The 13979-nt window shown below is 32.1% G+C and carries 13 protein-coding genes; 10 read left to right on the top strand and 3 right to left on the bottom strand.

The window, feature by feature from the left end; all coding sequences use genetic code 11:
* Window positions 1-8: 8 nt before the first annotated feature.
* From AC2TEO_RS12445 to AC2TEO_RS12435, 3 genes are all read left to right on the top strand, one after another.
* The gene (locus AC2TEO_RS12445) at window positions 9-1433 is read left to right on the top strand and encodes a DUF5689 domain-containing protein (RefSeq protein ID WP_442265138.1); all 1425 of its coding nucleotides are present in this window, start codon (window positions 9-11) and stop codon (window positions 1431-1433) included.
* Between the two features lie 76 nt (window positions 1434-1509).
* Complete coding sequence (locus tag AC2TEO_RS12440; protein WP_442265137.1) at window positions 1510-2400, top strand: metallophosphoesterase; 891 nt, start codon at window positions 1510-1512, stop codon at window positions 2398-2400.
* Between the two features lie 80 nt (window positions 2401-2480).
* Complete coding sequence (locus tag AC2TEO_RS12435; protein ID WP_442265136.1) at window positions 2481-4739, top strand: inorganic phosphate transporter; 2259 nt, start codon at window positions 2481-2483, stop codon at window positions 4737-4739.
* Window positions 4740-4779: 40 nt separating this feature from the next.
* On the opposite strand, the gene AC2TEO_RS12430 is transcribed toward AC2TEO_RS12435, so the two are convergent.
* Window positions 4780-6102, bottom strand: a complete 1323-nt coding sequence (locus AC2TEO_RS12430; protein ID WP_442265135.1) for a serine hydrolase domain-containing protein — start codon at window positions 6100-6102, stop codon at window positions 4780-4782.
* A gap of 88 nt (window positions 6103-6190) precedes the next feature.
* Between AC2TEO_RS12430 and AC2TEO_RS12425 the strand changes: the two genes are divergently transcribed.
* From AC2TEO_RS12425 to AC2TEO_RS12410, 4 genes are all read left to right on the top strand, one after another.
* Window positions 6191-7402 (top strand): aminotransferase class V-fold PLP-dependent enzyme, encoded by a 1212-nt coding sequence (locus AC2TEO_RS12425; RefSeq protein WP_442265134.1) that lies wholly within the window; start codon window positions 6191-6193, stop codon window positions 7400-7402.
* A 290-nt stretch (window positions 7403-7692) separates the two neighbouring features.
* The gene (locus AC2TEO_RS12420; protein WP_442265133.1) at window positions 7693-8748 is read left to right on the top strand and encodes a zinc metalloprotease; all 1056 of its coding nucleotides are present in this window, start codon (window positions 7693-7695) and stop codon (window positions 8746-8748) included.
* A gap of 76 nt (window positions 8749-8824) precedes the next feature.
* The gene (locus tag AC2TEO_RS12415; protein WP_442265132.1) at window positions 8825-9784 is read left to right on the top strand and encodes a zinc metalloprotease; all 960 of its coding nucleotides are present in this window, start codon (window positions 8825-8827) and stop codon (window positions 9782-9784) included.
* 70 nt (window positions 9785-9854) lie between these two features.
* The gene (locus tag AC2TEO_RS12410) at window positions 9855-10271 is read left to right on the top strand and encodes a hypothetical protein (RefSeq protein WP_442265131.1); all 417 of its coding nucleotides are present in this window, start codon (window positions 9855-9857) and stop codon (window positions 10269-10271) included.
* Window positions 10272-10275: 4 nt separating this feature from the next.
* On the opposite strand, the gene AC2TEO_RS12405 is transcribed toward AC2TEO_RS12410, so the two are convergent.
* Together AC2TEO_RS12405 and purN are read right to left on the bottom strand one after the other, a co-directional pair.
* Entirely contained in the window at window positions 10276-10914 is a 639-nt protein-coding gene (locus AC2TEO_RS12405; protein ID WP_442265130.1) for a ribonuclease H1 domain-containing protein, read from the bottom strand.
* A complete protein-coding gene (purN, locus tag AC2TEO_RS12400) occupies window positions 10907-11479 on the bottom strand; it encodes a phosphoribosylglycinamide formyltransferase (RefSeq protein ID WP_442265129.1) in 573 nt (190 codons plus the stop codon). The genes AC2TEO_RS12405 and purN overlap by 8 nt, the downstream gene beginning before the upstream one ends.
* Before the next feature lie 171 nt (window positions 11480-11650).
* Here purN and AC2TEO_RS12395 point away from each other — a divergent pair, with 171 nt between their 5' ends.
* From AC2TEO_RS12395 to rnc, 3 genes are read left to right on the top strand one after another with little or no spacing between them, the layout of a single operon-like run.
* Entirely contained in the window at window positions 11651-11887 is a 237-nt protein-coding gene (locus tag AC2TEO_RS12395; RefSeq protein ID WP_075340350.1) for an acyl carrier protein, read from the top strand.
* A gap of 12 nt (window positions 11888-11899) precedes the next feature.
* Entirely contained in the window at window positions 11900-13153 is a 1254-nt protein-coding gene (gene fabF / locus AC2TEO_RS12390) for a beta-ketoacyl-ACP synthase II (RefSeq protein ID WP_442265128.1), read from the top strand.
* A gap of 16 nt (window positions 13154-13169) precedes the next feature.
* The gene (rnc, locus tag AC2TEO_RS12385; RefSeq protein WP_442265127.1) at window positions 13170-13907 is read left to right on the top strand and encodes a ribonuclease III; all 738 of its coding nucleotides are present in this window, start codon (window positions 13170-13172) and stop codon (window positions 13905-13907) included.
* The last annotated feature ends 72 nt before the right edge of the window (window positions 13908-13979 follow it).

Here is a 13979-nt window from a genome sequence, read left to right as displayed (position 1 = left end):
TTTCAATCATGAAAATTAATTCAATTAAAATAATAAGTGTAATCTTAATTACATTATTACTATCATCTTGTGTAGATGATAACTTTGACGTACCTACTCCTTCTGGTAGTGAAGAAAATAAAGAGTTAAGTATTATATTAGGTAATATTGCTAATGACATCAACTGGAACTTAGTATCAATTGCAGATCTTAAATCTAGATATAGCTCAGGTAGTGCACCAGTAGCTATTACATCTAATGACGTTGTGAAAGGTTATGTAGTTTCTTCTGATCGTACAGGAAACTTTTTCCAAGAAATATACATTCAAGATTCTCCAGAAAACCCAACTGCAGGTATTAGAGTTGTTTTAAACTTAAGGTCTAGTTACACAAGATATAATGTTGGTAGAGAAGTTTATGTATACCTAAACGGATTATACCTAGGAGAAACAAACTCTGGAGACGGAATCATTTCAATTGGAGGTAAAGTAAATCCTGACGATAGTGATGAAATAGAAGTAATTAGCGAAAACCAATTAGGAAACCACGTATTTAGATCTACTAATACAGAAACTATTATTCCAAAAACAATAAAAGTAGCAGAAATAGGAGACAATTTAATTGGTACATTTATAAGAATAGAAGATGCTTTCTTCCCTGCTGAGTTAGATGGATTAACTATTATTGATCCAAATGAAGATTTTGACACTCAAAGAACTTTATCTGCTTGTAATGGTTCTGGTTTTTCAGAATTCATTTTAGAAACTAGCTCATTTGCTAATTTCTCTCAAGTAAAAATGCAATCTGATGAAGGAGGAGCAATCAGCGCTATTTTAACTAAAGATTTTGGAGGAAATAATTTTGTTGTTGTTATTAATGATGTAGAAGATATTCAATTTAACGAATCATTATGTCAACCTTTAGATTTAAGTACATTTACTCCTATTTTTGAAGAAGATTTTGAAGGAACTTCTGGTTCTGGAGACTTAACTATCACAGGTTGGACAAACTATAGTCAAGAAGGTACTAGATTATTTAGAAGTTATAACGACAGTAACTCTGGAAGTAGAGCTACAAGTATTGGTGCATTCAGATCTGGAGATGCGAGCACAATCACTTGGTTAATTACACCATCTATCAATTTAGACGCAACTGCTAATGAATTTTTCTCTTTCGAATCTTCAAATAGTTTTGCTGATGGAAGTGAATTAGAAGTATTAATTTCAACAGATTGGGACGGTACCGAAGCTAATATAGCTACTGCTACATGGAACTCTTTACCTGCAGCTGTTGTAACAGATAGTGAAAACTTCAGAAACTGGGTAAGCTCTGGTGATGTAGATTTATCTTCTTTCACTGGAAATGCTTATATCGCTTTCAAGTATATTGGTAGCGGAGACTCTGGAAGTGATGGTACTTTTGAAATTGACAACATAAAAGTTGTTGCTCAATAATTAATAGTATAAATAATACTAAAAAAACCGAGTTTTGAAAACTCGGTTTTTTTTTTGAAATTTATCAAAAACAAAAATGTCTGCTAATAGTCGATTATCAAGAGCTTTTAAAAACGCAAAAAAACTCCCCCTTAATCAAAATTCAAAATACATACTTTTCTCAGATTGCCACAGAGGAGATAATGGTTTTGCAGACGACTTTTCTCATAACAGAAAAGTTTATAATTATGCAATTTCTCAATATTTCAACAATGGTTTTACTTATATTGAACTTGGAGATGGAGATGAACTTTGGGAGAATAAATTTGACACAATTTTTAAAGCTAATAAAGACACCTTTTTACTATTAAAGAAGTTCTACGACATAAATAGAATTCATTTCATCTGGGGTAATCATGACATGGATTACAAGAATCAAAAAAACATTAAAAAAAACTTAAGTCGTTATTACGAATCAGCCACAGATGAATTTAAAGAATTCATGCCTAATGCTCCGTTTCACGAATCAATAAGATTAGAAAACAATAATCAAAATTCAATTTTTTTATTACATGGTCATCAAGCAGATTGGTTTAATTATTCCTTTTGGAAATTAAGTCGGTTTTTAGTTCAATATTTATGGAAACCACTACAAATAGTAGGAATAAAAGACCCTACAAGCCCTGCTCAAAATTTTAAAGAACTTATAAAAGTAGAAAGACACATAGAGAAATGGATTAAAAATAACAATAATCAAGTACTAGTAACTGGTCATACTCATAGACCAAGATTTCCTCAACCTAATGAACTACCTTACTTTAATGATGGTAGTTGCGTTCATCCAAGATGCATAACAGGCATAGAAATAGAAAATTATCAAATCACCCTTATAAAATGGCATTTTACCACACATGAAGATGGCACAATGCAAATTGTTAAAAGCATTCTTGAAGGCCCAGAAAACTTAAGTAATTATGTAGATTTGTAGCATTTCATAACAATTACATAACATACCAAAAAACAGAGGTGTTTACTTTTGTCAAGTTATAATTATCTTATATATAAAAGATGGGAGATCCTTTTATTTTAATGCTAGTTGCACTGGGAGCATTAGCTATTTTAGATTTAGTTGTAGGAGTGAGTAACGATGCCGTTAACTTTTTAAACTCAGCTATCGGTTCTAAAGCCATTCCTATTAAAACCATAATGATCATTGCCAGTGTTGGTGTATTCTTTGGAGCTGTATCTTCTAGTGGAATGATGGAGGTAGCAAGAAAAGGTATTTTTAACCCAAATATGTTCATGTTTGAAGAAATTATGTACATTTTTATGGCGGTTATGATTACCGATATACTGTTACTTGATATTTTTAACTCTTTAGGAATGCCTACTTCAACTACAGTATCTATTGTATTTGAATTATTAGGTTCTGCGGTTGCCATAGCTTTAATTAAAATCTCAGGAACAGATGGATCTGTTTCCCAAATCTGGAACTATATCAATCACGAACAAGCTACATGGATTATTTTAGGAATTATACTATCTGTTGTTGTCGCTTTTACAGTAGGTGCAATTGTACAATATTTTTCTAGAATTATATATTCTTTTGATTTCGAAAAAAGACCCTTATATATTAACGCTTTATTCGGTGGTTTTGCAATTACAGCTATCACTTATTTTATCATTATAAAAGGATTAAAAGGAACTCCGTTTTACGGAAACATGAAAGGATTAATCGAAGGAAATTCATTAGCTATTATAGCAGGAAGTTTTGTTTTATGGTCTGTTATTTCACTTGCTTTAATTAAACTTTTTAAAATAAATATTCTTACTGCTATTATCGCTATTGGTACTTTTTCTTTAGCCATGGCTTTTGCAGGTAATGATTTAGTAAACTTTATAGGGGTACCAATTGCTGCTTTAAACTCCTATGATGCTTGGCAACTTTCTGGTAAAGCTGCCAATGAATTCTCAATGGGAATTTTAGCAAAAAAAGTTCCTTCTAATGTTACCCTATTATTAGTAGCTGGAGCTATCATGGTAATTACCTTATGGACATCAAAAAAAGCTAGAGCTGTTATTGAAACTGGTATTAATTTATCTAGACAAGGTGATGGTCATGAAAAATTTAGACCAAATAATTTATCAAGAATTGTAGTTAGAGCAGCCATGTTTACAAACTTAGGTTTTAACGCTATTGTTCCTGAAAAAACAAGAAACTATATTAACTCAAAGTTTGAAAAACCTGTAATAAAATTACCTAAAGACAAAACATACGAATTACCTGCTTTCGATTTAGTAAGAGCTGCTGTAAATTTAATTATGGCTAGTATTTTAATTTCTATTGCTACATCTATGAAGTTACCTCTTTCCACCACATATGTAACATTCATGGTAGCTATGGGTACATCTTTAGCTGACAGAGCTTGGGGACGTGAAAGTGCTGTTTATAGAGTTGCTGGAGTTTTAAATGTAATTGGCGGATGGTTTTTAACTGCAATCATCGCTTTTACAGCAGCAGCAATAGTTGCTTTATTAATCTCTTGGCATCAAGCTATGATACCCGTTTTATTGTTAGTAGTAATAGCAATGTTAGTAAGAACAACTATTCAATATTCTAGAAAAAGTAAAGAAGAAAAACAACAACAATTTGTTGAACGTGCAGAATTATTATCCATCAATGAAATTATTGATGAAAGCTCTGAACATATTGCAAATGTAGCTCAGCGAGTAAACAAATTATATTCGAATGTTGTAAATGATCTTGCAACTCATGATTTAAATAAACTAAGAAAAACTGAAAAACACGTATTAAAATTAAACGAAGAAATTGAAAATTTAAAAAATGGAGTTTTCTATTTTATCAAGTCTTTAGATGACACTTCGGTTAAAGCTAGTAAATTTTACATCTTAATATTAAGCTATTTACAAGATGTAACCCAATCAATTAGTTACATCTCTAAGATTACATTTAATCATGTTAACAACAATCACAAAAACCTTAAGAAATCCCAATTAAAGGACCTTAAAAATATCGACAATCAACTTAGTGACTTATTAGACAAAGTTAGTCAAACGTTTGATAAAAAAACATTTGACAACCTTACTTACATCTTAGATGATCAAAAGAAACTCACTTCTGATTTATATAATTCGATAGAAAATCAAGTAGATAGAATTCGAACAGATGAAACAAGTCCTAAAAACACTACATTATATTTTAGTATTTTACTAGAAACTCAAGATTTAGTTGGAGCCCTTGTTAGTCTTTTAGAAAACTGTAATGAATTTTATATTTCAACTAAAACTGCATCAGTAAGAATATAAAAACACTCGAATAAAAAAGGCTTCAAAATTGAAGTCTTTTTTATTCAAAAGAATTTAAAATCTCACTTAAAAAATGATTTACATCTGCATTTTTGGTCAAACCTAATCGTACAATTACCATTTCTTGATCTGGCAAGACAAAAACATTCTGCCCTTGATAACCATTAAAAGAATACATATTCTTTGGCACATCTGGATATCTTCCTCCTGCATTTAACCAAATTTGAGCTCCATACCAACCATCAGAAGTAGGTGTTGGTGTAGTTGCATAATCTACCCAATCTTTATCGAAAAGAGATTCACCTTTCCATTGACCATTTTTTAAATACAACAAACCAAATTTAGCCCAATCTCTTGCTGTTGCCCAAGAATAAGAAGAACCTACATAATTACCATTCATATCTGTTTCAACAACCATCGAATTCATTCCGATTTTATCAATTAATTCTTCGTACCAAAAATCTAAATACCCCTGATGAGAATTAAATTGTTTTCTTATAATTGCTGACAATACATTTGTAGTACCCGAAGAGTAATTCCATGTTTTATTTGGCTCTCCTACCATAGGTTTGTTAAGCTGTAATTTTGTTACATCTTCGGATAAAAACAACATCTTTGTTACATCTGAAATTGAATTATAATCTTCCACCCATGCTAAACCACTATTCATTTGCAACAAATTATGAATAGTTATGTTTTTTCTTTCATCATTCGCCCATTCTATAAAAGGAGCTTTATCATATACATTAAGCTTACCTTTGCATTGTAAAATCCCCATCACTGTACTAGTAAGACTCTTGGTCATAGACCAACCCAATAACAATGAATTTTTATCAAAACCATCTGCATATTTTTCTGCAATAATCTTATCCTTATAAACAACCAAAAAAGCTCTTGTTTTGTATGTGTCATTAAACATATCACTTACAGCTTTATTCAATTTATTATAATTAATTTCAGCAAAAAGAGAATCCACTGGATCTAAATTTCCGTAAGGAAATGGAGTTTTATCATCTGGAATCGTTCTTTTAGGAACCAAAGGTTTTTTCTCAAATCCCACCCCGTCTACTACCAAAACACTCCCTAAACCTTCCCTATAAATAGCTTTCCTCTTTAACAATCCAAAAGCAGAAGCATAAGCCTCTTTCTTATTTTTATTAATTCGATTAAAAGCTAAGTTAATTGGTGAAAAATTAGTATCTGTACTATCTGTAAACTTCAAATTTCTATTTGCTAAAAAAACTGAAGAAGCCGTATTTTTCGCAGAATAACCAGCTATAATATTTAACTTCGGGTAATTATAGAAGACAGCTACTAGCAAAATAGCTATTAAGAGCAGAACTACTCTTTTAAAAATTCTCATAATTTGGGTCGTTTTCACAAATGTAAGAATTTATCTGTTTGATTGTTCTTTTGAGATCATAGCCGTATTTTTGTATAAAACTAATTTCATGTTAGATATCAAAAAAATCCGTGCAGACTTCCCTATTCTTGAAAGAAAAGTGCATGGAAAACCATTAATATATTTTGACAACGGAGCAACATCACAAACTCCAACTGTAGTAATTGATGCTATTGTTGATTATTATTCTAATTACAACGCAAATATTCACCGTGGCGTTCATACTTTGAGTCAAGAAGCCACTGATAAATATGAGGAAGCTAGAATTAAAATTCAAAAACATTTTAACGCCAAGCATCCTTATGAAATCATTTTAACATCAGGAACTACTGAAAGTGTAAATATCGTAGCTTCAGGATTTTCATCTTTATTACAAGAAGGTGACGAAGTAATTGTTTCTGCGTTAGAACACCATTCCAATATTGTTCCTTGGCAAATGATGTGTGAAAAAGTTGGTGCTGTTTTACGAGTAATACCCATGGATGAAGACGGTTCTTTACGAATTGATCTTTACGATGAAATGTTAAGTAATAAAACAAAGTTAGTTTTCTGTAACCATGTCTCAAACGCATTAGGAACCATAAATCCTATTGAAACCATTATTCATAGAGCTCATAAATTTGGCGCTTATGTATTAATAGATGGTGCACAAGCTTGTCCGCATATTAAACCAGATGTACAAGAACTAGATGTTGATTTTTATGTTGCTTCTGCTCATAAAATGTGCGGCCCTACTGGAGTTGGAATTTTATACGGCAAACAAGAGCTATTAGAAAAACTACCTCCGTATCAAGGTGGTGGAGAAATGATAGAAACTGTAACTTTTGAAAAAACTACTTATGCAGGTTTACCTCATAAATTTGAAGCAGGAACTCCAAATATTTGTGGGGGAATAGCTTTTGGAGTAGCCATAGACTATATGAACTCTATTGGATTTGAAAACATTCAAAAGACAGAACATGAACTTTTAACCTATGCTACTGAAAAACTTTCAACCATCGATGGTTTAAAAATTTACGGTACATCGACCAAAACATCGGTAATCTCATTCAATATAGAAGGAATACATCCTTATGACATTGGCTCTATTTTAGATAAACTAGGAATAGCGGTTAGAACAGGACATCACTGTGCACAACCAATAATGGATTTTTATAAAATTCCAGGAACAGTTAGAGCATCTTTAAGTTTTTATAACACCAAACAAGAAATAGACATAATGATAGAAGCTGTTAAGAAAGCAAAAATAATGCTTAGCTAACTCTATTTTTTTAAGATAAAATTAAAAAAAATAACAAAAATTGACATTTTTGTTAACTTTCAAACAATAAAAAAAAGAAGTTTAACAAACAAAAAAACTCTGAACCCCAATAAAACACTGGGATTCAGAGTTTTTTTTATTTAAAGCTGAACTTTCTAAAAAAAATAGTATTTTGGCAATCGTAAAATTTTAACATTTTTAACTGTTTATCTATAAAAATTTAACTCCCACTTAAATTTTAATCAGATTAAAAATGAATACTATTTATTAACACTTTAAAACCATTACAAATGAAAAGAGTTTTTTTAAGTATTGCTATTGTGGCAGGATTATTAATCGGATGTCAAGATGAGGATACTAAAAACACTGACCTATCTCAACAAGAAGCTATCAACATGAGTGATTTTTATGTTCAAACTGATGAGTTGAGTTCTAGATCAGCTGATGGAGCTGGAGAGAAATGTCAATCAATGAAAGTATTAAACCGCCAATTAAAGGAAAACCCTGGTTTATACAAAAAAATGTATGACATTGAGTACAACACAAGAAAATTTATTGCTGCGAAGAAAGGAAATGGAAATGGAGGAGGAAACAATGGTGGTGGTGACGGAGGTGGAACTCCTGTTACAGACAATCTAGGGGTTATTAATATACCTGTATATATACATGTAGTATACAGCAACTCTCAACAAAATATTTCAGACGCTCAGATATCTTCACAAATGAGAGTGTTAAATGATGATTTTAGAATGCAAAATTCTGATGCCAACAACACGCCTTCTGAATTTGCAGGTGTTGCTGCTGATTCTGAAATCACTTTTTCTTTAGCTGGTACATTTAGATATGCTGACTCTAGAAGTTCTTGGGGAACAAATGACGCTGTAAAATCTGCTTACCCACCAGTAACACCTGAAACACATTTAAATGTATGGGTTTGTAATATTGGAGGTGGAATTTTAGGATATGCACAATTCCCAGGTGGTAATTCTGCTACCGATGGTGTAGTATGTTCTCCTCAATATTTCGGAACTACAGGATTTGTACAAGCTCCTTTTAACGGAGGAAGAACTATGACACATGAAGTTGGTCACTACTTAAACTTACGTCATATTTGGGGAGACGGAAGATGTCGTCAAGATGATTTTGTTGCTGACACACCTTCATCAGATCGTCCTAACTACGGATGCCCAACATACCCAACTGCTCACTGTCGTTCAAATGACATGACTATGAACTATATGGATTACACAGATGACGCATGTATGAGTTTATTTACTGAAGGACAAAAAGCTAGAATGAGAGCAGTATTCCAACCAGGCGCTGCTAGAGCATCAATCTTAAATTAAATTCAAACAACAACTTAATTATAAATTAGAAGATTAAGTATATAAAATACTTAATCTTCTTTAAAAACCCTTTCAAATGAAGAAAACAGTTTTATCTATTGTAGCTGCTGCTGCATTATTTATCGGTTGTCAAAACAATGAAAACGAACAACCATTAGAAGTTAGCCCTGAAGCTTCTTTGTTAAAAGCAGAAAAGCAATGTTTTACTATGGATAAGCTAAATGAAAATTTAGCAAAAGATCCAGACTTAGCTAATAGAATGGCTAACATAGAACAACAAACTTCTAACTTTTTAGCAAACCAAGTAGATCTTCAACAGAGATTAGTAAATGGAAAAATTCAAATCCCAGTTGTTTTTCACGTTATTTACAGACAAGCAAGTGAAAATCTACCTTTATCTGTTTTAGAAGATCAAATAGCAGCAATGAATGAAGACTTCAATTTACAAAACCCTAATAGAGGAGCTATGCCAGCAGAATTTGCAGGTGTAGAAGCTAATGTAGGAATTGACTTTGTTATAGAAGATGTAATTCGTGTTAGCAGCAGAAAAAGAAGCTGGAGACCAGACGATTCTATGAAATTTTCATCTAGCGGTGGAAGTGACGTTGTAAATCCTCAAGAATTTTTAAATATCTGGATTGTAAATAATATGCCTTATAGAGGAGGAACTATTTTAGGATACGCTCAATTCCCTGGTGGAAACTGGGCTACTGACGGAGTAGTTTTAGGAAGTAGATTTGTTGGTAGAACTGATAGAACTGCAACTCATGAAGTTGGTCACTGGTTAAACTTACGTCATATTTGGGGTGACGGAGGATGTGGAGCTAGCGATTTTGTTGCTGACACTCCAGATGCTGATGGACCAAGTAGAGGATGTCCTACATACCCAACTATTGAATGTGGTAGTACAAACATGACAATGAACTTCATGGATTATTCAGATGATAGTTGTATGTACATGTTTACAAATGGTCAAAAAGCAAGAATGGATGCTGTTTTTGCTCCTGGAGCATTTAGAGCAACTATGGCAGACTAAATAGACAAAAAAAGTATATATTTATAGGCGTCATAGTTAACTATGACGCTTTTTTATTAAATAATAAATCATGAAATTTTTAATCTCTATCATAATTTTACTTTCAACTGTGGGCTGTATTTCTCAAAAAGACAATCAAACTTCAATAATTTCAGAAGTTACCTTTAATGCCCACACGAGAGGCGCAATGGAAAATATCAGTTTAATTGATAACACTATAACCTACAAAGATTACAACACAACAAAAACATACTCTATCACTAAAGATCAAAAAGAACAACTTTTTAATCTTATAAAAAATTTAGAATTAAAATCTATATCTGAACTTAAAGCCCCATCAGACAAAAGAGCTACAGATGCTGCTTTACATGCTTCTCTTCAAATAAAGACAACAAATGAGACATATATATCTAGTGATTTTGATCACGATAATCCTCCCAATGAACTAAAACCTATTATAGATTTATTGAGAAATTTTGTAAAATAAATATTTACTTTCTTCCAAAATCTGCAGGAATTTCTCCCCAGGCTTTGGTTTCCCATTTTAAAATCGGATTAGTTACTGGATTTTCCTTTAACCATGTCTCAGCTCTTTTAATTAAATCTAGCAAATCTTTATTAGCTTCTGTGAAAGTTATATTTGTTCTACATTGTTTCTTTTTTACCCAAGAAATTGCAATTTTAGAATCTGAATATAATGGATAATTAGGAAGTTTTTGCTTTTTTAACAAGGCTAAACCATGAACTAAAGCTAAAAACTCCCCAATGTTATTGGTACCCTCTTTAAAAGGGCCTTGAATAAAAATCTGTTTTTTTGTTTTTGTATCTACTCCTCTATACTCTAATATTCCTGGATTTCCGGCACATGCAGCATCTACAGATAAACTTTCTAACACAGGAGTTCCATATTTTTCTTTTTCTGAAGCAGACAACTTCTTTTTTGTTGTGTCTTTCCCTTTATAGTCACTATAGTTCTTTGTAAGCGCTATTTTAGCTTCTTCTTCACTTGAAAAAGCCTTATACTGAGCACCTTCAAATCCGGAAATTTGCTTTTTGCAAGTCTCCCATTTATTAAACACGCCTGTTTTTTTACCTTTCCAGACGACATAGAATTTCTTTTTTTTACTCATTCTGAGATAAGATAATATCTTCTATTACTTTAGGATAGTGTTCATATTCTAATTCATGTACTTTTCTAGCAATATCTTCAACAGAATCTTCAGGACTCAAAGCAGTTTTTTCTTGAAAAATAATAGCTCCTTCATCATAATGCTCGTTTACATAATGTATAGTTATGCCTGTTTCTGTTTCTTTATTATTTTTAATTGCCTTATGAACATGACTCCCATACATTCCTTTTCCACCATATTTTGGCAATAACGCAGGATGAATATTCACTATTTTATTTGGAAAGTTTACTACAATATGCTCAGGAACTTTCCACAAAAAACCTGCTAAAATGATTAAATCTGCTTCCTTTTTCAAGAAATCAAGCACCTTATCAGACTTAAAAAACTCTTCCCTATCAAAAACCAAAGAACTAACACCCAGTCTTTTGCACCTTTCCAAAACTTTGGCACGCTCGTTGTTAGTAAGCACATGAGTAACCTTAGCAGTTCTTTTAGTTTGAAAAAAACCTATAATATTCTCGGCATTACTTCCGGACCCCGAAGCAAAAATTACTATTCGTTTCATAATCTTAAAAATAGCTATGTTGTTACTGCAAAAAAACAATAATTATTAATAAGAGTGTGGTCCTAAACAAAAGATTTTTTATTTTAGACCTCACATTTTTGAGCAAAAATTAGAATAAAATCATAAGATTCGTATTTTTGCCTCGATTTTAAATTTAAAAATTAAAAAATTATGTCAGACATTGCATCTAGAGTAAAGGCAATTATCGTTGATAAATTAGGAGTAGACGATAACGAAGTAACTAACGAAGCAAGTTTCACTAACGACTTAGGAGCTGATTCGTTAGACACTGTTGAGTTAATCATGGAGTTTGAAAAGGAATTTGATATTCAAATCCCAGACGATCAAGCTGAAAATATTGCTACAGTTGGTCAAGCAATAAGCTATATAGAAGAAGCAAAGAAGTAAATTTAATTACATATGCAATTAAAACGAGTTGTAGTAACTGGACTTGGCGCATTAACGCCTATAGGAAACAATATTGAACAATACTGGAATGGCTTAGTTAACGGAGTTAGCGGTGCTGCACCTATAACATATTTTGATGCTGCCAAGTTCAAAACTCGTTTCGCATGCGAGTTAAAAAACTTTGATGTAAAGGATTACATTGACAGAAAGGAAGCTCGTAGAATGGATAGATTTACCCAGTATGCTATGATAGCTTCTGACGAAGCAATTAAAGATGCTGAATTAGATTTAGACAAACTAAACAAATATAAAGTTGGTGTAATTTGGGGAGCAGGAATTGGCGGTTTAGAAACTTTTCAGAACGAAGTAATAAGTTTTGCTGCTGGTGATGGAACCCCAAAGTTTAACCCATTCTTTATACCTAAGATGATTGCAGATATTGCTCCAGGTAACATTTCTATTAAACATGGATTTATGGGACCTAATTATACAACAGTATCCGCTTGTGCATCATCAGCTAATGCTATGATAGATGCATTAAATTACATTCGCCTTGGTCATTGTGACGTTATTGTTACTGGTGGTAGTGAAGCTGCTGTTACAATTGCAGGAATGGGTGGTTTTAATGCAATGCATGCTTTATCTAAAAGAAATGAAAGTCCTGAAACTGCATCTAGACCTTTTGACGCAGAAAGAGATGGATTTGTATTAGGAGAAGGTGCGGGTGCTCTTATTCTTGAAGAATATGAACATGCCAAAGCTCGTGGTGCAAAAATTTATGCTGAAGTTATCGGAGGCGGTATGTCTTCAGATGCTCATCATATGACAGCTCCACATCCTGAAGGGTTAGGCGTAATAGCAGTAATGAAAAACTGTCTTGAAAATGCTGGCATTAAACCAGAGGACGTTGATCATATAAACACACACGGTACTTCTACTCCTCTTGGTGATGTAGCTGAACTAAAAGCTATTTCTGAAGTATTTGGAGATCATGCCAAAAACATTAATATCAATTCTACAAAGTCTATGACAGGACACTTACTTGGTGCTGCTGGAGCTATTGAAGCTATTGCTTCATTATTAGCCATGAAGCATGGTATTGTTCCACCAACTATAAATCATAGTACTCCAGATGAAAATATTAATCCAAATTTAAATCTAACTTTAAATAAAGCTCAAGAGAAAGATATTAATGTGGCTTTAAGTAACACATTTGGTTTCGGCGGACATAACGCGTGTATCGCTTTTAAAAAGCATAAGCAATAATTAATTAATTACATATATGAATTTTCTTCGTAAAATAGTTAGGCCTAAAACTAAAGAGGACGAAGAATTTTTTTATGAACTTAAAGCTTTACTAAATTTCAAACCTATTGTTTTAAATCATTATAAAAAGGCTTTTATCCATAGGTCTTTAAAAATGACAGATAATAAAGGTAAACCTATTAATTACGAACGTTTAGAGTTTTTAGGTGATGCCATTTTAGGCTCTGTAATTGCTTCTTTTTTATATAAAGAAGCACCTAGAGGTAACGAAGGTTACTTAACTCAAATGCGATCTAAAGTTGTTAGTAGAGAAAGTTTAAATAAATTAGGTAAGGAGTTAGATTTAATACGATTCGTTAAAAGCAATATTAATCAAAACCAAGTTGGAGAAAATATTCACGGTAATATTTTCGAGGCATTGATTGGTGCTATATATTTAGATAGAGGATACAACTATTGCCATCAGTTTATTTACGACCAAGTTATATTTCCTTATATTGATCTTCAGCAACTTGAAAACAAAATAACAAGTTACAAGGGGTTTATTATAGAATGGTGTCAAAAAACAAAAAGAAAATATGCTTTTGAAAGTTATGAAGATTCAGGAAATCAGAATCAAAAGCATTTTAGTGTTCGAGTAATTATTGATGGTCAAAAAATAGCAAAAGGAAGAGCTACTTCCAAAAAGAAAGCAGAAGAAATGGCTGCCAAGCGTGTTTACTATGCTTTTCAAAACCAAATAACTAATTCATAATAAGCAAACAAGAAATCGTTTTCGTTAATTTCATCTTATTTTCACATTACATTATGTAAATTAGCATAAATT

Source organism: Tenacibaculum aquaeponti (assembly GCF_057221555.1).
Note: the sequence above shows the minus strand (reverse complement) of the source record. Positions and strands in the feature narration are given on the sequence as shown.

Excerpts from the sequence above, each read along its gene's own strand:
- AC2TEO_RS12445 (WP_442265138.1), top strand. The coding sequence starts at position 9 with ATGAAAATTAATTCAATTAAAATAATAAGTGTAATCTTAATTACATTA.
- AC2TEO_RS12440 (WP_442265137.1), top strand. The coding sequence starts at position 1,510 with ATGTCTGCTAATAGTCGATTATCAAGAGCTTTTAAAAACGCAAAAAAA.
- AC2TEO_RS12435 (WP_442265136.1), top strand. The coding sequence starts at position 2,481 with ATGGGAGATCCTTTTATTTTAATGCTAGTTGCACTGGGAGCATTAGCT.
- AC2TEO_RS12430 (WP_442265135.1), bottom strand. The coding sequence starts at position 6,102 with ATGAGAATTTTTAAAAGAGTAGTTCTGCTCTTAATAGCTATTTTGCTA.
- AC2TEO_RS12425 (WP_442265134.1), top strand. The coding sequence starts at position 6,191 with ATGTTAGATATCAAAAAAATCCGTGCAGACTTCCCTATTCTTGAAAGA.
- AC2TEO_RS12420 (WP_442265133.1), top strand. The coding sequence starts at position 7,693 with ATGAAAAGAGTTTTTTTAAGTATTGCTATTGTGGCAGGATTATTAATC.
- AC2TEO_RS12415 (WP_442265132.1), top strand. The coding sequence starts at position 8,825 with ATGAAGAAAACAGTTTTATCTATTGTAGCTGCTGCTGCATTATTTATC.
- AC2TEO_RS12410 (WP_442265131.1), top strand. The coding sequence starts at position 9,855 with ATGAAATTTTTAATCTCTATCATAATTTTACTTTCAACTGTGGGCTGT.
- AC2TEO_RS12405 (WP_442265130.1), bottom strand. The coding sequence starts at position 10,914 with ATGAGTAAAAAAAAGAAATTCTATGTCGTCTGGAAAGGTAAAAAAACA.
- purN (WP_442265129.1), bottom strand. The coding sequence starts at position 11,479 with ATGAAACGAATAGTAATTTTTGCTTCGGGGTCCGGAAGTAATGCCGAG.
- AC2TEO_RS12395 (WP_075340350.1), top strand. The coding sequence starts at position 11,651 with ATGTCAGACATTGCATCTAGAGTAAAGGCAATTATCGTTGATAAATTA.
- fabF (WP_442265128.1), top strand. The coding sequence starts at position 11,900 with ATGCAATTAAAACGAGTTGTAGTAACTGGACTTGGCGCATTAACGCCT.
- rnc (WP_442265127.1), top strand. The coding sequence starts at position 13,170 with ATGAATTTTCTTCGTAAAATAGTTAGGCCTAAAACTAAAGAGGACGAA.